At 70.7% G+C, this 17,552-nt stretch carries 20 protein-coding genes; 7 read left to right on the top strand and 13 right to left on the bottom strand.

Translation table 11 applies throughout. The annotated features are described in order from the left end of the window. Positions 1–15: 15 nt before the first annotated feature. Positions 16–876: a carbohydrate ABC transporter permease gene (locus AB0G04_RS05015; protein ID WP_360976585.1), complete on the bottom strand. Its 861-nt coding sequence runs from the start codon at positions 874–876 to the stop codon at positions 16–18. After that, positions 873–1,739: a sugar ABC transporter permease gene (locus tag AB0G04_RS05020; RefSeq protein WP_360976588.1), complete on the bottom strand. Its 867-nt coding sequence runs from the start codon at positions 1,737–1,739 to the stop codon at positions 873–875. Before AB0G04_RS05020 ends, AB0G04_RS05015 begins: the two co-directional genes overlap by 4 nt. 99 nt (positions 1,740–1,838) lie before the next feature. Between AB0G04_RS05020 and AB0G04_RS05025 the strand changes: the two genes are divergently transcribed. Together AB0G04_RS05025 and AB0G04_RS05030 are read left to right on the top strand one after the other, a co-directional pair. Then, on the top strand, positions 1,839–2,909 hold the full coding sequence (locus tag AB0G04_RS05025; protein WP_360976591.1) for a LacI family DNA-binding transcriptional regulator: 1,071 nt from the start codon (positions 1,839–1,841) through the stop codon (positions 2,907–2,909). Between the two features lie 26 nt (positions 2,910–2,935). Beyond that, entirely contained in the window at positions 2,936–3,310 is a 375-nt protein-coding gene (locus AB0G04_RS05030; RefSeq protein ID WP_360976594.1) for a spore germination protein GerW family protein, read from the top strand. Between the two features lie 4 nt (positions 3,311–3,314). Here the strand turns inward: AB0G04_RS05030 and AB0G04_RS05035 are convergent, their stop codons facing one another. From AB0G04_RS05035 to AB0G04_RS05050, 4 genes are all read right to left on the bottom strand, one after another. Beyond that, positions 3,315–4,004, bottom strand: a complete 690-nt coding sequence (locus AB0G04_RS05035; RefSeq protein ID WP_360976597.1) for a PilZ domain-containing protein — start codon at positions 4,002–4,004, stop codon at positions 3,315–3,317. Positions 4,005–4,084: 80 nt separating this feature from the next. Beyond that, on the bottom strand, positions 4,085–4,771 hold the full coding sequence (locus AB0G04_RS05040; protein ID WP_360976600.1) for a hypothetical protein: 687 nt from the start codon (positions 4,769–4,771) through the stop codon (positions 4,085–4,087). Further along, positions 4,768–5,577: an ATP-binding cassette domain-containing protein gene (locus AB0G04_RS05045; RefSeq protein WP_360976603.1), complete on the bottom strand. Its 810-nt coding sequence runs from the start codon at positions 5,575–5,577 to the stop codon at positions 4,768–4,770. The genes AB0G04_RS05040 and AB0G04_RS05045 overlap by 4 nt, the downstream gene beginning before the upstream one ends. Continuing rightward, positions 5,574–5,915, bottom strand: a complete 342-nt coding sequence (locus AB0G04_RS05050; protein WP_360976606.1) for a PadR family transcriptional regulator — start codon at positions 5,913–5,915, stop codon at positions 5,574–5,576. The genes AB0G04_RS05045 and AB0G04_RS05050 overlap by 4 nt, the downstream gene beginning before the upstream one ends. Before the next feature lie 105 nt (positions 5,916–6,020). Between AB0G04_RS05050 and AB0G04_RS05055 the strand changes: the two genes are divergently transcribed. The 3 genes from AB0G04_RS05055 to AB0G04_RS05065 are packed head-to-tail and all read left to right on the top strand — an operon-like array spanning position 6,021 to position 8,433. Continuing rightward, on the top strand, positions 6,021–6,539 hold the full coding sequence (locus tag AB0G04_RS05055; RefSeq protein WP_360976609.1) for a SigE family RNA polymerase sigma factor: 519 nt from the start codon (positions 6,021–6,023) through the stop codon (positions 6,537–6,539). Beyond that, positions 6,536–7,381 (top strand): hypothetical protein, encoded by an 846-nt coding sequence (locus AB0G04_RS05060; RefSeq protein WP_360976612.1) that lies wholly within the window; start codon positions 6,536–6,538, stop codon positions 7,379–7,381. The genes AB0G04_RS05055 and AB0G04_RS05060 overlap by 4 nt, the downstream gene beginning before the upstream one ends. After that, a complete protein-coding gene (locus tag AB0G04_RS05065; RefSeq protein ID WP_360976615.1) occupies positions 7,378–8,433 on the top strand; it encodes an amidoligase family protein in 1,056 nt (351 codons plus the stop codon). The genes AB0G04_RS05060 and AB0G04_RS05065 overlap by 4 nt, the downstream gene beginning before the upstream one ends. A 213-nt stretch (positions 8,434–8,646) precedes the next feature. On the opposite strand, the gene AB0G04_RS05070 is transcribed toward AB0G04_RS05065, so the two are convergent. Continuing rightward, positions 8,647–9,414, bottom strand: a complete 768-nt coding sequence (locus AB0G04_RS05070; protein WP_360976618.1) for an alpha/beta fold hydrolase — start codon at positions 9,412–9,414, stop codon at positions 8,647–8,649. Positions 9,415–9,589: 175 nt separating this feature from the next. On the opposite strand from AB0G04_RS05070, the gene AB0G04_RS05075 reads away from it, so the two are divergent. After that, entirely contained in the window at positions 9,590–10,546 is a 957-nt protein-coding gene (locus tag AB0G04_RS05075; protein WP_360976621.1) for a LysR family transcriptional regulator, read from the top strand. A 10-nt stretch (positions 10,547–10,556) separates the two neighbouring features. On the opposite strand, the gene AB0G04_RS05080 is transcribed toward AB0G04_RS05075, so the two are convergent. Then, on the bottom strand, positions 10,557–11,177 hold the full coding sequence (locus AB0G04_RS05080) for a helix-turn-helix domain-containing protein (protein ID WP_360976624.1): 621 nt from the start codon (positions 11,175–11,177) through the stop codon (positions 10,557–10,559). Positions 11,178–11,284: 107 nt separating this feature from the next. On the opposite strand from AB0G04_RS05080, the gene AB0G04_RS05085 reads away from it, so the two are divergent. Then, the gene (locus AB0G04_RS05085; protein ID WP_360976627.1) at positions 11,285–12,400 is read left to right on the top strand and encodes an epoxide hydrolase family protein; all 1,116 of its coding nucleotides are present in this window, start codon (positions 11,285–11,287) and stop codon (positions 12,398–12,400) included. Positions 12,401–12,452: 52 nt separating this feature from the next. On the opposite strand, the gene AB0G04_RS05090 is transcribed toward AB0G04_RS05085, so the two are convergent. The 5 genes from AB0G04_RS05090 to AB0G04_RS05110 all read right to left on the bottom strand — a co-directional run. Beyond that, entirely contained in the window at positions 12,453–13,061 is a 609-nt protein-coding gene (locus tag AB0G04_RS05090) for a hypothetical protein (RefSeq protein ID WP_360976630.1), read from the bottom strand. A 234-nt stretch (positions 13,062–13,295) separates the two neighbouring features. Continuing rightward, positions 13,296–14,519, bottom strand: coding sequence for a VWA domain-containing protein (locus AB0G04_RS05095; protein WP_360976633.1), 1,224 nt, complete (start codon positions 14,517–14,519; stop codon positions 13,296–13,298). After that, the gene (locus tag AB0G04_RS05100; RefSeq protein WP_360976636.1) at positions 14,506–15,693 is read right to left on the bottom strand and encodes an SRPBCC family protein; all 1,188 of its coding nucleotides are present in this window, start codon (positions 15,691–15,693) and stop codon (positions 14,506–14,508) included. The genes AB0G04_RS05095 and AB0G04_RS05100 overlap by 14 nt, the downstream gene beginning before the upstream one ends. Next, positions 15,657–16,994, bottom strand: coding sequence for a MoxR family ATPase (locus tag AB0G04_RS05105; RefSeq protein ID WP_360976639.1), 1,338 nt, complete (start codon positions 16,992–16,994; stop codon positions 15,657–15,659). Before AB0G04_RS05105 ends, AB0G04_RS05100 begins: the two co-directional genes overlap by 37 nt. Then, the coding region (locus AB0G04_RS05110) for a nucleotidyltransferase family protein (protein WP_360976642.1) at positions 16,981–17,552 on the bottom strand (572 nt) is incomplete at its 5' end. The genes AB0G04_RS05110 and AB0G04_RS05105, both read right to left, overlap by 14 nt.

Consider the following 17,552-nt stretch of genomic DNA (forward strand, 5'->3'; position numbering starts at 1 on the left):
TCGGGAGGAGGGGGATTACTGTTTGACACTTCCCGTGGCCAGGCCCGACTGCCAGAAACGCTGGAGCAGCAGGAACGCCACGATGAGGGGGATGATGGTGAGCAGTGATCCGGTGATCACGAGGTCGTAGACGACATCGCCGCCGACCGTGGTGGCCTGCTCGCTCCACTGGTAGAGCCCGAGCGTGAGCGGGTACAGATCGGGGTCCTTCAGCATGATCAGCGGCAGGAAGAAGTTGTTCCACGTCCACACGAGGTTGAAGAGCAGAACGGTGACGAGGCCGGGCGCGAGCAGCGGCAGGGCGAGCTTGAAGAACGCACGGAACTCGCCGGCCCCGTCGACGCGCGCCGACTCGAGGATCTCGTTCGGCACCGCGTCGGTGGCGTACGTCCACATCAGGTAGAGGCCGAACGGCGACACCAGCGACGGGATGATGATCGCCCACGGGGTGTCGGTGAGACCCAGCCTGGCGAACATCAGGAACGTCGGTACGGCCAGCGCGGTACCCGGGATGGCGATGCCACCGAGGATCACGGCGAAGACCACGCGGCGCCCCACGAAGTCGAACTTGGCCAGGCCGTACCCGGCGAGCGCGGCCAGCATGGTGGCACCACCCGCCCCGACCACCACGTACAGCAGGGTGTTGAGCAGCCAGCGCCCGAAGATCCCGTCCTGGTACGCGAACGTGCGGCCGATGTTGTCGAAGAGCGCGAAGTCGCCGGAGAACCACAGGCCGAACGTGCCGAGCAGGTCCTCCTGCGTCTTGGTCGCGCTGATCGCCAACCAGACCAGCGGAAGCAGCGTGTAGACCAGCATCACGCCGGTCACGACGGTCAGGGTGACGCTGCGCTTCCGGGGGTGGGTCCGGGTCCTCATGAGATCCCCCGCATGGTGCGGCGCTGGAAGAGGTACGCCACGACCGTCGTCGCCACGCCCATGATCAGCGCGATCGTGGCCGAGTAGTTGATCTGCTGCCCGGCGAAGGAGAGCTGGTAGGCGTACAGATTGGGAGTGAAGTAGGTGGTGATCGAGTTCGGTGCGAGCGTGTCCAGGATCTGGGGCTCGTTGAAGAGCTGGAAACTGCCGATGATGGAGAAGACGGTGGCCACGACGAGCGGCCCGCGCAGCGCCGGCAGCTTGATGGCCCGGATGATCCGGAACTGGCCGGCCCCGTCGATGGCGGCCGCCTCGTAGAGCGCGGTGTCCACGACCCGCAGCCCGGAGTACAGGATGAGCATGTTGTAACCGATGAATTCCCAGGTCACGATGTTGCCGATGCTGGCCAGGATGAGGTCCGGCGCGAGCGGGTCGGGCAGCGTGACACCGAAGGCCTCGTTGAAGTTGCCGACCAGCCCGAACCGGGTGCCGTACAGGAAGCCCCACATCACCGCGGCCACGACGGCCGGCACCGCGTAGGGCAGGAAGATCGCGATCCGGAAGAAACCGGCGCCGTGAAGCCGGCCGCTGTCGATGGCGAGCGCCACCAGCAGGGCGAGCCCCAGCATGATCGGCACCTGGACGACCAGGAACAGCGAGACGCGGCCGAGGGCCTCCCAGAACTGGGGATCCTCGAGGGCCTTGGTGTAGTTCTCCAGGCCGACGAAGGTGGTGCCGCCGACCAGGCGGGTGCGGAACACGCTGAGGTACGCCGCATACGCGATCGGCGCCAGGAAGACGAGCGTGAACACCGCTAGAAACGGACCGGTGAACTGCCAGCCGATCCATGAACGCCGGGTCAACTCTGCCCCCTCCCAAGGATGTTTACGTAAACATAGACGTCATGTTTACGTAAACATGACTGCCGTATAGTGGCACGGGCCACAAATCACGGTCAAGGAGTGATCAAGATCGAACCACCCCGGCTCCGTGCCGCTTCGGACGTACCGGGCGGCCGCCGTAAACAGCGCGTCTCCATGGCCGACGTGGCCCGCCTCGCCGGGGTCTCCTCGCAGACCGTCTCCCGCGTGGCCAACGGCTCCCCCGGCGTCATCGAGACCACCCGTGAGCAGGTCCTCGCGGCGATGAGCGAACTCGGCTACCGGCCCAACAGCGCGGCCCGGTCGCTGCGCTACGGGCGGTTCAACACCATCGGCGTCATCCTGTTCGGGCTGGCCTCCACCGGCAACAGCCGCACAGTGGAGGCGATCGCCACCCACGCCGCCGCGGAGGGCTACGCGATAACCCTCATCCCGGTGGGCGCGCCGACCCAGGACAACGTCATGGGAGCGTTCACAAGAATGGGCGAGCTCGCGGTCGACGGCGTCGTCCTCATCATCGAGGTACATCTGCTCGACGCGTCCGCGGTCGCCATCCCACCCGGCGTGCACGTCGTGGTCGTCGACTCGGACGCCGGCGACCGGTACCCGGTGGTCGACACCGACCAGGCCGACGGCGCCCGGCAGGCGGTCCGGCATCTGCTCGAACTCGGCCACCGTACGGTCCGGCACGTGGCCGGGCCGGTCGAGTCGTTCGCCGCCGAACGCCGCGCCGGCGCCTGGCGGCAGGTCCTCGAAGAGGCCGGGCGGCCGGTCCTGCCACCGGAACGTGGGGACTGGTCGGCCGACTCCGGATACCACGCGGGCCTGCGCCTGGCCGGCGACCCGGAGTGCACGGCGGTCTTCGCGGCCAACGACCAGATGGCCCTCGGCGTCCTGCGCGCCCTGCACGAACGCGGCCGCCGGGTCCCGGCCGACGTCAGTGTGGTCGGTTTCGACGACATCGCCGACGCGGGTTCCTACCTGCCCCCGCTCACCACCGTCCACCAGGACTTCGCCGAGGTCGGCCGCCGGTGCGTCGACGCGCTGCTGGGCCAGATCCACGACGAACCGGCCGGGCCCGGTACCGACCTGGTGCCCACCCGCCTCGTCATCCGTGGCAGCACCGCCCCGCCCTCCGGGACAGGCGGGTAGACGTACCGCTGTGGGATGGTGACCTCATGTCATCGAAGCTCAGTGCATCCGAGATCCTCGAACGAGCCCGGTCCGGCACCGAGGCGGCCACCGTGGCCCGTGTCTTCGGCACCCCGATCGAACGCGACGGCGTCACCGTCGTCCCGGTAGCCACCGTCGGCGGGGGCGGTGGGGCGGGCGGCGGCAGCGGCGCCCCGGCCGACGGCGACGAGCCGCAGGGCGAGGGCTCGGGCGGCGGGTTCGGTTTCACCGCGCGCCCGGCCGGCGTCTACGTGATCCGCGACGGGCGGGCACAATGGCTGCCCGCCGTCGACGTCAACAAGATCGTCCTGGGCGGCCAGATCGCTCTGGTCGCCGCCTTCCTGGTGGTCCGTTCCGTCCTGCGGCGCAGGCGCCGCTGAACTCTCAGGCGGTGCCCTTGTTCCGGCGGCGCTCGCCGATCTCCCAGGCGAGGATGTACTGCCGGATGGTCTGCGCCACCTCCTCCGGGGTGTCGAAGGTGAGGATCAGGTGCTGGCCGGGGTCGCCGTGCGGGGCCTCGCGCACGGTGTGGACGGATCCGCTCAGCTTCGCCTCGGCGGTACCCAGCCACACCGTGGCGTCGACCCGGTCGCCCTGTTTCAGCGAGGTGACCTCGTCGATCCAGCAGCGCAGGCCGCCCTCGCTGATGTCGAGCAGCACGCCCTCGGCCGGCTGGCCGGTCACCTCGGTCTCCAGCTGGACGACCGCGCCGGCGCCGCCGCGCACGAACTCGCGCCGGTTGTCGCTGCGAGCGCCGCCGGTCGGCACGAGCGTCCACCGCAGTGGCGCGCTGCCCGACACCACGACCAGCCGGACCGGCAGCACGACCCGCGTGCGCGGCGGGACCCAGAAGACCTCGAACTCGCGGCCCGGTTCCGGGGCGGCCACGTCGTTGGTCTCCAGCGGGGCGGCGACACTGAACGTCTCGCCGTCGACGGACTCGAGCCGTGAGCGGAGGTTCACGCCGTCACCCAGGACGAGGAACATCGGAGAACCGACCGCCGGCAGGTCGATCGCGGCCAGCCCTCCCTTCACGTGCGGAAGGGCGATCGAACCAGCTGCACCGTTACTCATCATTCACCTCTGCGGACGCCGTTGCACATTCTCGTGACGGCTCATAAATCGGCAGCCCGCGCCCGAACGTGAATGGTCGCCTAGTGATCCTCAGGTTCGGGGTAGCGTTCCAGCCGCAGCCGGCGCGCGAAGATCACCAGGGTGAGCCCGGTGCAGAGGATCCAGACCACGACGGCGTGTGCAAGACCGCGCCACAGCAGGTCGGCGGCGGCGCCGTCGACCGCGTACGTACCGATCTCCCGGGCCGACCAGAACGGCAGGAACTTGGCGATCGAACCGGCCGGGTCGGCGAGCATCTGCACCGCGCAGACACTGAGCAACGCGAGAGCCCCCTCCAGCTCGCGCGGCAGCAACGCGCCGACCAGGCTGCCGAACGGCGCCGCGATCAGGGCGGTGAGCATCATCAGCAACGCGACCGCCCAGGCCCGCTCGATGTGCTGATCCACGGCGACCAGCAGGAAATAGCCGCCGGCCAGCAGCAGGCCGAAGCCGCTCATCGCGATCAGCCGGCCGCCGATGACGCCGGCCACCGACGCCCCGGAGATCCGCAGGCGGGGGTCGACCCCACGGGCCGCGTTCACCACGAAGAGGGTGAGGGTGGAGACGGCCCAGCCGATGCCGATGGCGAGCATCCGGGTGGACTGACCGGTCAGATCCCGCCGGACCAGGTAGAACCAGAGCGGCAGCGAGATCACCAGCAGCAGGGCGGTACGCCGCCGGGACACCTCACGGGCGGACAGCCCGGCCACCACGAGAGCGGCGGTCATGAGGCACCTCCGAGATCGAGGACATGATCGACGTGCTGCAGCTCGTGCAGCAGGTGGGTGACCACGACGACGGCCCGGCCGGCGTCGCGCCAGGCCCGGACCTGACGCCAGAAGTCCAGGTACGAACCCTGGTCGAAACCCTGGTACGGCTCGTCGAGCAGCAGCAGGTCGGGCCCGTGCAGCTCGCCGAGGACCAGGTTGAGCTTCTGCCGGGTTCCGCCGGAGAGTTCCTGCACCGGCTGGGAGCCGGTGGGCCGCCAGGCGAGCAGCGAGGCCAGGTGCGCGCCGGTGGAACGGGCCTTGCGGGGCGCGATGCCGGCCGCCGCACCGAAGAGGGTGAAGTGCTCGTCGGCGGTCAGCCACCCGGCGGTGCCGCCGTCCTGCGGGACGAATCCGACCCGCCGGGTCCGCTGGACGGTGCCGCTGGTCGGGGCGGTGAGCCCGGCGCAGATGCGCAGCAGGGTGGATTTGCCGCAGCCGTTGGCGCCGACGATCGCGGCCACCTCCCCGCCGCGGACGGTCAGGTCGACGCCGGTCAGGACGGTCCGCCGGCCGTATCGCTTGGTCACACCGGCCAGCCGGAGCATGACCTTCCCGGCCGCCGCCCGTTTCTCCTCGAGCGTGGAGACCTGCAGCTCGGCGACCAGATGACGGGCGTAGAGGTGAGCCGGGCCGAAGAAGTGATCCGGGTCGGCGGCATGCTCACCCGCCTGCGCGGCGGTCTCCGCAGTGAGCCGGTGGGCGCGTTCGGGTTGCAGGCCCAGCCGGACCAGCTCGGCCTCGAACCGCCGGGGCCAGTCGTTCATGGCGTGTGCTCCCCGGCCATCTCGTTCCCGATCAGCGCGTCGACGCCGTCGCGGAAGACCCGCCACTCGTCGGCCTGGGCACGCAGTGCGCCGAGACCGGCCGGGGTTATCTCGTAGTACTTGCGGCGCGGGCCGTTCTCCGACGGCGCCCAGCTGGGTGAGGCGAGTCCCTGCTGCTCCAGGCGCAGCAGCGCCGGGTAGAGGGTCCCGCCCGGGATGTCGGCGACGCCGGCCGCGGCCAGCCGCTGGGCCAGCCCGTAGCCGTAGTCGGGCCGCTCGCGCAGCATCGCGAGCAGGCACAGGTCGAGGAAGCCGTGCAACCACGGCCGGGGAGTCATGCTAGGCAGGCTAACTGGTTAGCAGTCTGTCTAGCTACCTGACGGCGTCGAAAAATATCTTCGGAACCGACTGCACAATCCAGCGCCGGGATGCGTCGATGAGGTGTGACCTTCGAGCAATTCGCGTTGGCCCGCCTGCCCAGCCTCTTGCGCTACGCCGTCGTCCTCACCGGCGACCGCGATCTGGCACAGGACGTCGTGCAGGAGGTGCTGGCCCGTGCCCAGGTGCGCTGGAAACGGATCAGTGACGCCGACTCGCCCGAGGCGTACGTCCGCCGCATGGTGCTCAACGAGTACCTGTCGTGGCGGCGCAGCTGGGCGGTGCGGCACATCCACGCGGCCGGCGAACGGCTCATCGAGCTGGACGACGCGCGCGGCGGCTCCCGTGACCACGCCGACGGTGTGGTCGAGGCCGACGCGCTCTGGCACCGGCTGTCCGCCCTCGGGCGCAAACAGCGGGCGGTGCTGGTGCTGCGGTACTACGAGCAGCTGGACGACGACACCATCGCCGACCTGCTGGGCTGCGCACCCGCCACGGTGCGCAGTCACGCGTCGAGGGCACTGAACATCCTCCGGCTCGACCAGGAGTCGGAACTACGGGTCCATGCCGAGGAGAGGTCGTGACTGAGCACGGAGACCGGCTGCGCGAAGCCTTCACCAAGCACGAGAAAGAAACGCCGGATCCAGCAGCGGTCTACGCCCGCGTCGAGGAACTGGCACAGAAGTACAAATGGCGCCGTCGCGGGGCGCAGGCCGCAGGCGGGGTGGCGCTCAGCGCCGGCCTGATCGCCGGCATCACCCAGCTCCCCGGAATTCTCCCGCACGACCCGGCCGCCACGCCGGCCTTCCAGGTCGCCGCCCCGGCGAGCACCCCGACCGCTCCGCCCACCCTCGATCCCTCGGCACCACTGACCGAGGACGAGGTCAAGGAGGGGCTCCAGGCGTACTTCGAAGCCGGTTTCGGCTACGACAACGCGGTCGAGCTGGCCGGCCTGTGGAAGCTCGGCACCGACCGCATCGCCCAGGTCAAGGCGGTCGCCGGGCAGAAGTTGCTGTCCGGGGAGACGCTGCCGGTCAAGCCGGAGCAGAACCCCGACACGCCGGCGAGCGAGGAGCCCGTCGACGAAGAGGCGGTCAAGCAGCTCGACAAGTTCTTCCTGGCCGGCTACGGCTGGGACGAAGCCGTCAAGCTGGCGAGACTCTGGAAGATGGACGACCCGTCCGACGCCAAGGTCGAAGCCGGCAAGCGCCTGCTCGCCGGTGAGAAGCTGCCGATCAAGCCCGACCCGAAGCGCCTCGAGGAGGCCAAGGAGGCGCGGCTCGCGAACATCTTCTGGGACGCCGGGTACGACAGCGAGGACGCCACGAAGCTGGCCAAGCTCTGGAAGATGGACGACACGTACGACGCCAAGGTCGAGGCCGGGCGACGGCTGAACGCCGGCGAGACGCTGCCGATCCAGCCGTGACACCGGAGCTGCGCCGGCGGATCGGCTTCGAGATCGAGCTGATGGCCCCGCCCGGGGTCAGCCGGCGCACGCTCGCCATGGATGTGGCCGGACGCTGCGGGGGCAGCGTCCGGCCGGTCTGGCACCACGACAGCGAACCGTCCCTGGTCCCCGGCCTGGGACGGTTCCTGCACCTCACCCAGGGTTTCGACATCCGCAGCCGGGACGGGTCGCCGCTGTGCACACTTGTCGACGACGTCACCCTGCTGCACGGTCTCGACCAGCGCGCGCCCGCCATCCCCGGCTGGTTCCGCATCCTCACCGACGACACCCGGCTGCTGCGCCTGCTCGCCGCTCAGTGCGATCCGGGCGGCAAGCTTTCGCAGGTGCTGGATCCGGCCGCCCGGCTCTGGGGTACGGAGGTCCAGCAGCACGGCCGGATATACCGGCTCGACGACACGGCCGGCGCCACGATCGCGCTGGCGTCCCCGGCCGGCGGCGAACGCGAACGACCGTGCGAGATCGTCACCCCACCCTTGGCCGTGAACCATCGCGCCGCCCTCGCCGAACTCCTCGGCCCGGCGGCCGGCCTCGGTTTCACGGTTCCCCGGGAGGCGGCCGTGCACCTGCACGTCGACGGTGCGCCGTTCCGCGCCCCGGCGGCCCTGGCCAATCTGGTGCGCCTGTTCGCGTACTACCGGGAGGCCCTGCGTGAGGTGCTCGCCACCAACCCGGCCTGCCGCCGTCTCGCCCCACTCCCGGAACCGCTGGTCACCGCGGTCGCCGGCACGCCGACCACCGACGAGCTGCGCAAGGCGGCGGCGGACGGCGGGCTCACCAAGTTCTTCGACGTCAACCTGACCCAGGTGCTCACCGACACCCCGCTCCGCGACACCGTCGAGATCCGCATCCTGCCGGGCGCCATCGACCCGGACGAGATCATCCACCGGGCGGCACTGATCGAGTTGCTGCTCGACCGCTGCCTCGACCCGGCTCCGATCCGGCCCCCGGAGGACCCGGCGTCCGCGGTGGAGACGTTGCTGGAGATGGCGGCGCAGTCGCTCGACCTCTGACGCGTACGCCCTCCCCGTCTTGGCGCACCTCTCACACAGCCCCGAAAACCGGATGGCGCGTGGCGCTGTCTCAAGCGCGCTGAGACAGCGCCACGCGCCGGCCGGAGGGCTTTTCTTCTCCGCGGGCAGGTGATCCCGTCGTCCTCCTCGTTCGGTGCGGCGGAAACGATGCCGTGCGACTTCGCGCCTGCTGAGGCCTGCACGGGAAGTGAGTCAGTGGGTGTTGAGGAAGCTGACCAGTTCCTCGGTGAAGGCCGGCACGCGAACCGCACCCAGGTGGTCGCCGTCGATGACGGCGAGCCGAGCGTTCGGGATGGCTTTGGCGAGGAGTTCCGGCCGGGTGGCCAGGACGTCGTCGCGGCCGGCGATCAGCAGGGTCGGGATCGCGACGGTGTCCAGCGGCAGGGGGGTGGCGTGGAGGGCGGCGGCCTGCGCAGCGAGGGCGGCCCGGTCACCGCCGACCGCGTCCACGAAGGCGCGGAACCCGGCGGCGGCCGGATGCGTGATGGTGGCCGGGTCCTCGGTGTGGAAGGCCTCGCGGAACGCCTCGGCCGGGATGACGCGGGTGTCGACGCCACCGAGCTCGACGACCGCCGAGCCGACCCCGCCGATGACGAGCCGGCGCAGCCGGGGATCCCTGGTGGCCAGGACGAGGGCGACGACCGCACCCATCGAGTACCCGGCCACGTCCACCTGTTCGATGCCGAGACGGTCCAGGAGGGTGGACACATCCTGGGCCATCCGCGTCTCACCGTACAAGGACGGGTCGTGCGGTTTGCCGGAACGGCCGTGGCCGCGGGCGTCGATGGTGATCACCCGCCGGCCGGTCGCGGTGAGGGCGTCGACGATGCCGGGCAGGACCCAGTTGGCGAGGCCGTTCGCGATGAAACCGTGGTGCAGGAGCACCGGCGGCAGATCGGAGTCGGAGTCCCATTGTTCCCAGTAGATCTCCACACCGTCGGCTGCCTGAAAAGTCGGCATCGCGGGTCCCCTCTCGTCCGGCCGGCGGACGACAGCGTATGTGCCTCGCGGGCCCGCGGTATCGGTGAGATCGCCGGTGTGATCAGGATCTGCGACGCGGGAGGCTGCCGGGCTGGTGATCGCGATACATTTCGGTTCGAGAGTTCCCATCACACCGTAGAGGGATGGACGGGCTGTGACCCCCACTCAGTTGCGTGCCTATTCCGCCGTGGTCCGGTGTGGCTCGGTGAAGCAGGCCGCGGCGCAGCTCGACGTCTCCGAGTCGGCCGTTTCCCTGCACATCGGACAGTTGCGCAAGGAGCTCGGGGACCCGCTGTTCTCCCGGACCGCGAACGGGCTGACGTTCACACCCGGCGGCCTTCGCCTGGCCAGCAGGGCCACCGAGCTGCTGGGGCTGCAGGACATCACCGTGCTCGAGGTGAGCGCGGCCGGGCAGGGACGCCGGTTGCTGCGGGTGGGGGCGTCATCGCTGTTCGCCGAGCATGCCGCGCCGGGCCTGATCGAGCTGTTCGCGAGCCGGGCCGCCGATCTGGACGTCGAATTGAGCGTGCGCAACCCGGGCTCGTTCATGGAGGCGCTGATCGAGCGGAGCGTCGACATCGCGATCGGCCCACCTCCGGCGCTGCCGAACCCCGCGGTGCTGTGCCGGCCGGTCATGTACTACAAGGTGGTCACCGTGGCCGGGCCGGACCATCCGCTGGCCGGGACGCAGCCGTCACCGCGACAGCTGCGCGACCAGACCTGGCTGCTCGGGCCGTCGGCGGCGGCCGATCGGGGTGCCGTCCCGAGCCTGCTGCGGCGGCTCGGCGTACCGGACGACCGGCAGCAGATCTTCCAGAGCCACGCGGCGGCCATCGAGGAGGCGAAACGGGGACGAGGGGTGGCGGCAGCGCTGTCGTTCACCGTCGCGCCGGAGGTCCGCAAAGGACATCTCGTGCAGTTCTGCGGGCCGCACACCTGCATGGAGGACGTGTGGCACGCGCTGACGCTGTCCGAGACGGGCAAGCCCTCGGCAGCCGCCGAGCTGGGCCGCTTCGCCTCCACGCCGCGGGCGATCCAGGCGATGATGCGCGGCAGTGGGGTCAACGTGGCCCGCTTCAAACCGTCCATACACGTCACCCTCTGGAGCTGACAGAGCCCCTCTAGCGGGGCACGGACGACCAGCGCCAGTCGACCTCGATCCTGGTGGGCGGCGGCCCGGGCAGGGCCGTGCCGGCACGCAGGCCGTCAAGCAGCATCGTCAGGTAGCGACGGCGCAGGGACGTGGTCCGTCCCGGATCCGGCACGCGCACGGCCGCGCACATCTCCAGCAACATCGTCAGGTCGGCGGGGACGGCCTCGGCACGCATCAGTGGTCGGGCCCGATCGAAGAGGACAGCGGCGAGCTCCCCGGCCCGGACGGCATCGGCGTCCATCTCCTCGGTGGGGGTGAACGTGCCGGCCAGATGCACCGTGAGCGAGTGCACGTCGGCCTCCACCACGCCGCGCAGGAACATCTCGAAGGCGGCCCAGTCGTCGGGCTCGGCGGTGGCCCGCTCCGCCTCGTCGATGAAGATCCGCAGGCCGTCGTGGCAGAGTTTGCGGAGCAGGTCCTCCTTACCGGGGTAGCGCCGGTAGAGGGCACTGATGCCGACGCCGGCGCGCTCGGCGACAGCCGCGACGGGTGCGCGTTTGTCGGCCAGGAAGACCTCTTTCGCCGCGGCGAGGATCGTCACGTCGTTGCGCGCGGCCTGGCCTTTGCGGCCGGACACCGGGTTCGTCATGCCATCCAGTATATCGGAGCGGAATGCTCTGTTCCGCTGCCGTCGCCACCGTGCTACCTTGACTGCGGAACGAAACATTCCGTTCCGATACTCAGAGAGGAACCGGCATGACCGCGATCCGCCCTTTCCGTATCGAAATCTCCGACACCGACCTCCAGGACCTGCGTGACCGCGTTGCCCGCACCCGCTGGACCCCGGAGATCCCCGGCCAGGGCTGGCAGCGCGGCGTCCCGGTCGACTATCTGCGGGGTCTGGCCGCCTACTGGGCGGCCGAGTTCGACTGGCGGGCGGCCGAGGCGCGGCTCAACCAGCTCCCCCAGTTCCTCACCGAAGTCGACGGGCAGACCCTGCACTTCGCGCACGTCCGCTCCGCCGACCCGGCGGCGACCCCGCTGCTCATCACCCACGACTGGCCCGCGTCGTTCGCGGTCTACCTGCCCGTGGTCGAGGCGCTCCGCGAACACTTCCACCTCGTCCTGATGAGCAACCCCGGCGTCGGTCACTCCGGCCCGCTCACCACGCCAGGCTGGACCACGGCGCGGACCGCTGCCGCATTCCACGAGGTCATGTCACGGCTGGGATATGAGCGATACGGCGTCCAGGGCACCGGTGGCGGCGCCGCGACGGCGGTCGAGATGGGCCGCCAGGAGCCGACCAGGGTGATCGGCGTGCACGTCAACGGGCACATCACCTTCCCCTCCGACGACCCGGCCGACTTCGCCGACCTGACCGAGGCCGAGCAGGCCCGGCTGGGGCGGCTGCAGGAGTTCCGGGACGACAAGATGGGCTTCAACGCCATCCAGTCGACCCGGCCGCAGACGCTGGCGTTCGGGCTGCACGACTCCCCCGTGGGCCAGCTCGCCTGGATCGTCGAGAAGTTCCAGGAGTGGACCGACCCGGCGGCCGCCCTGCCGGAGGACGCCGTCGACCGCGACCTGCTGCTCACCAACGTCAGCCTGTACTGGTTCACCGGGACAGCCGGCTCGTCGGCCAACCTGTACTGGGAGATGGCGCACGACCCGTCAGCGTGGGCGCCGAAGCCGAAGTCCACCGTCCCACTGGGTGTCGCGCTCGGCGTCACCGACGTCACGATCCGGCGCTACGCCGAACGTGACGCGCCGGTCGCCCACTGGACCGAGCTGTCGGCCGGCGGCAACTTTCTCTCCGCTGAGCAGCCCAAGCTCTTCAGTGACGACGTGCGGGCCTTCTTCAGTGCGCTCTGACGCCGCACCGCGACACGGCCGGGCTCCCCGGCGGGGACGCCCGGCCCGCCGCTCACCCGGTGGAGGCGACGGCGCGGAAAACGATCGTGGCGCTGAACGTGGTGCCGTCGACCTGGTATGCGTAGCAGCCCGGCCCGGCGACCGTCGTCGTCGCGGGCAGGTCATTGTTCTCCCTGCTCAGATCCGCGTAGTGGCCGCCGTCGCGGGCTTCACCGACGTAGGAGAACGTGGCGCTCGCCGCTCCGGGCGCGTCGATCCGTCCCGCCCGCACCAGCACCGGACCGGAGTAACCGGCGCCGATCCAGCGGACCTTCTTGCCGTACGTGCCGTCCGGCTCCCGGTCTTCGGGTCGCAGTTCGAGTTCGTTCCCTCCGCGGAAGTAGTCGGCGATCGGGTAAAGCGGCCCGTCACCTAGCACCCGGCCCGCCTTCCCCGGACCGGACCACTGGCGGGCCACGGTCACCGGGCAGGCGGCACCGGGGGCGACCTGGGGCAGCCGCAACGGGGGCGCGACAAAGGCCGCTGCGGACGACGCGGGCAGGGACGAGGCCGGCAGGGGCGAGGCCGGCAGGGGCGAGGCCGGCGAGGACGGTGCGTCGTCGCAGGCGGTGACGCCGAGCAGCATCAACGCGGCGGCGGTTGTCCGGACGATGCTCGGCATGCCCGCAGTATCACCCCGCAGGTCGCCCGGGGCGACCCCGGCCCGGTACCCCCCGAGACCATCCACAGGCGCCCGGCAGGAGCCGCGGCTGTCCACAGAAACCGCAGGGGCCGGTGCCGTCCACAGTGCTCGCGAGGTCAGCGCCATCCACGGAAACTCGGATGGTCCGCACTGTCCGCTCGCGTGCGGCGGGAGTCGGGGTTTTAGGTATGTGCCCTCGAGACTCCGGAACGCTCAGGCACGTCCCCGTCGGCCGGTGGTCGAAATCCGCAGGTGGTCGGCGGCGGCGGTGAGATCCGCGAACGTGGCAGCAGGCAGCAGGAGGTCGCAGAACGGCAGGGCGGCCGCCATGCCACCCACCTTCGGAGCCCAGCCTGGCGCACCGGCGCGGGGATTGAGCCAGATGATCTGGTACGCCCTGCGCCGCAACCGGGCCATTGCGGCAGTCATCGCCTCCGGTGGATCGCTGTCCCAGCCGTCGGAGGCGACGATGACGACACCGCCGCGGACCGTGTTGCCGTGGTGCGAGTCCAGCAGGGCGCTGACGTTGGCGGCGATCCGGGTCCCGCCGAACCGGTCGTCCACCGCGGCGCCGGCCTGGTTGACGGCCTCACGCGGGGACGTGTGCCGCAACGGGACGGTCAGCCGGGTGAGCCGGGTCGCGAAGGCGAACACCTCGGCGCCGGCGACAGTCGTGAACGCTCGCATCAACTGCATGTAAGCGGCCGCCTGGGCACGCATCGACTCGCTCACATCGCACAGCATCACGACGCGGCGGGGTCGCGGCACGGGGCGCTCACGGACCACGGTGATCGCCTCCCAGCCGGTACGGCGGGCCCGCGCGATGGTGGGCCGCAGCGCGACCCGGCGGCCTGCCGGGCCGGCCCGGTGCCGGCGGCCACGACGATGGGGCCAGCGGGTCAAGGCGTCGCGCAGCGCGGCACCCAGCGCCTCGGTCTGCCGCTGGTCCAGCTCCTCGAACGGTGTCCCGGCCAGGGCGGCGAGAGCGCTGGGGCGCAGTTCGGGCAGGCCCAGCCCGTCGTCGGACGGCTCCTCAGCGGCTACTGCCGCGGGCAGGGTGGCCCAGGGCAGACCCTCGCCTCCGGCGGTGGTCTCCCCGCCGGTCCCCGGAACGGTGACGTGCACGGTGTCGTCATGGCGTTTCGGCGGTACCGCGGCACGGCTCAACGGCAGCGGCGGTGTGTCGTCGAAGACGGACGCGAAGACGCGATCGAAGACGGCGAGGTCACCGTGCCGGCGGACGGAGGCAACCCGCGCGGTCCAGTAAAGCGTGCTCCGGGACGTGGGCGGACTGGCCTGCAAGGCGCGGACCAGGTCGTCGGTCTCGGTGAGACCCGCCCGTAACCCGGCGCGGCGCAACCGGGCCGCGAACGCCACCGCGAACGCGGCCCGGTCGGCGCCGCGCAGCAGCACCGGGGCGTCGTCAGCCGCGGGCAACGAACCAGACGATCACGGCGGCCGCGATCGCGGCGGCTCCGACAGCGACCGGGATGACCCGCTTGTAGATCGACCCGCCGGCGACGGCCAGCAGGTCGAGTGCCTCGGGCTCCTCGGACTCGATGACGCGCCCCGGCTTCGCCGCACCCGCACCGGACGCTGCCGAGCCGTCGCCAGGCCCGGCAGCCGTACCCTCGGTGGACGCCACGGTTGCCGAACCGCCAGTCGGCGCGGCGGCAGCCGAACCGCCGGTGGGTGAGGCTGCCTCCGCCACAATTGTCGGTGCAGCCGACAGATCGGCGCCCGGGACGCGTAGCGGCGCCACCGGCTCGGGGGTGCCCTCGGCCGTCTCGAGCCGGCCGGCCGCCGGCTCGATCTCACCCGCGGACGGGTCCGGCGCGATCGCGGGAGCGGCTGCGTCATCGGTCACCGGTCCGGCGGGCGCCGGCACGCCGAGCGCTACCGCGCTGTCCGGAGCGGTCTCCACGGCGGCGGCCGAAACGCCGGAGACCGGGGCGGCCGACGATGAAACAGCTGACGCAGGGACAGCTGACCCGGCACCGACTGACGCGGGGACAGCAGATCCCGGGGAGGCGGAGGACGAAGCAGCAGATCCCGATGCGGCTGTTCCCGAGGGGATGGACGCCGGGGCACCGGGCACCGAGACGGCGGCCGACGACGGAGAGGCCGGCGACTCGGCGAGAGTTGCGGCCGGAGCGGAGGCGGGAGCGGAGGCGGCGGCGGAGGCGGTGTCGACGGCCAGCTTCGCCTCCAGGTTGGCGACGAACTGGGCGAGCAACTTCGACGACACCTCCTTGATCATGCCGCTGCCGAACTGGGCCAGTTTGCCGCTGATCTTCAGGTCGGTGTCGACCGAGACCCTCGTGCTGGACGGGCCTTCGGCAACCAGGGAGGCGCTCACCACGGCGGCCGCGTTGCCGGCCGAGCGGGCGTCACGGCCCTTGGCGTCGATCACCGCGCGGTAGGTGGTGTCGTCCTTGGCGGTGAACTGCGCGGTGCCGGCGAACTCGGAGATCACCGGGCCGACCTTCACCTTCACCTTTCCCTTGTAGACCTCGCCGTCGACCCCGGTGAGCTGGGCGCCGGGCATGCACGGCGCGATGCCCTCGAGGTCGGTCAGTACCTGCCAGGCCCGGTCGATCGGGATCTGCACGACGAACTCGTTGGTGATCTTGATTGGGGGCTCTCCTGAGTTGCGGCCTCGACGACAGATGCACGATGAACAGCGGGAACGGAGTCGACGACAGGTTCGGCATCGGTGGCAGACTCGGCCTCGGCCACAGATACGAACTCGGGCGCCGATATGGCCTCGAGGCCGGATGCGGTGCCACCGGCGGTAGCGGTTCCGACGGCGGATGCGGCGTCAGCGGCGGATGCGGTCCCAGCGATGGATGCGGTATCAGCGGTAGATGCGGCTTCAGCGGGGGATGCGATCTCGCAGAGGGGTACGTCCTCTGGGGCGGATTCGATCTCGATGACGGATACGGTCTCGACGGGTCCGGCCCCGGCGACGGATGCGGCCCCCGCCACCGAACCGCTGTCAGCCACCGAACCGGTGCCGGCGACCAATCCGCTGTCGGCGATCGAACCGGCCTCGGCGATCGATGCGGCCTTGACGACGGCTGCGGCCTCGGTGACGGCGATCCGGTCGTCGGGGGTCTTCGCGATGGTGCCGATGGTGCGCAGGACGTCGTCCGCGGCCAGTTCGGTGGCGCCGAGCGCAGCCAGCGCCGACACCCAGTCGATGGTCTCGGCCAGGCCGGGCGCCTTGTCCAGTTCGAGCCGGCGGGCCCGGCCGATGAAATCGGTGGCGTCTCGGATCAGCGGTGCCGACGCGCCGGGCACGGATCGCCGCACGATCGCGGCCGCCTGGCTCGGCTCGGGGAACTCGATCCAGTGGTAGAGGCAGCGGCGCCGCAGGGCGTCGTGCAGGTCGCGGCTGCGGTTGGAGGTCAGCACCACGACCGGCGGGCGGGTGGCGGCGAAGGTGCCCAGTTCGGGAATGGTGACGGCGGCCTCACCGAGGAACTCGAAGAGCAGTGCCTCGAACTCGTCGTCAGCCCGGTCGATCTCGTCGATCAGCAGCACCGGCGGGGTGGGCCCGTCGTACCGGACGGCGCGCAGGATCGGCCGTTCCAGAAGGAAGTCGTCGGTGAACAGAGAGGAGTCGTCCGAGGCGAGACCCAGCCGGATGTGCAGGAGTTGCCGCTGGTAGTTCCACTCGTACAGGGCTTCGCCGGCGGTCAGTCCCTCGTAGCACTGCAGGCGGATGAACGGCGTGTCCAGGGCTTGCGCCAGTGCCTTCGCGGCGGCGGTCTTGCCGACGCCGGGCTCGCCCTCGAGCAACAGCGGTTTACCGAGGCGCAGGGCCAGGAATATCGCCATGGCCAGGCCGTCGTCGGCCAGATAATTGACGGCGTCCAGTCGCTGGACGACCTCTTCAGGAGTGTTCATTCGCAATGAGCCGCTCGTAATCTTCCACGGTGTCCACGTCGGTCGGCACGGTACCGGCGGTGGCGATCTCGGTGACCGGGTACCGCCCCGAGTGCAGCAGCTTCCACACGGCCTTGTCGCCGTGCAGGGTCGCCAGTTCGCTGAAGACGGGCCGGCGGAACAGGAACGGGTGGCCGAGCCCGTCGGCGTAACGGCACACCCCGATCGGGGCGTCTACCAGCGCCACCCGCCGCACGTCGAAGGGTGAGACGAGAGGCTGGTCGCCGAGCAGCAGGACCAGCCGGTCGGTGGTGATGTGCGGGATCGCCGATCGGATGGACGAACCGCATCCGTCGGCGAACGCGGGGTTCTCGATCACGCGTACGCCGGAGAGGTCGACCGTGTTCTTGATCTCCGCGGCCGATCCGCCCAGGGTGACCACCACCTCGTCGAGGTGACAGGACCGGGCCATGTCCAGGGTGGCGTCGAGCAGGGTGCGGCCGCGGAACGGCAGCAACTGCTTCGCCTCGCCCAGACGCCTGGAGCCGCCGGCGGCCAGGACCAAACCTGTCACCGTCA

Source organism: Actinoplanes sp. NPDC023801 (assembly GCF_040639655.1).
Lineage (GTDB): Bacteria > Actinomycetota > Actinomycetes > Mycobacteriales > Micromonosporaceae > Actinoplanes.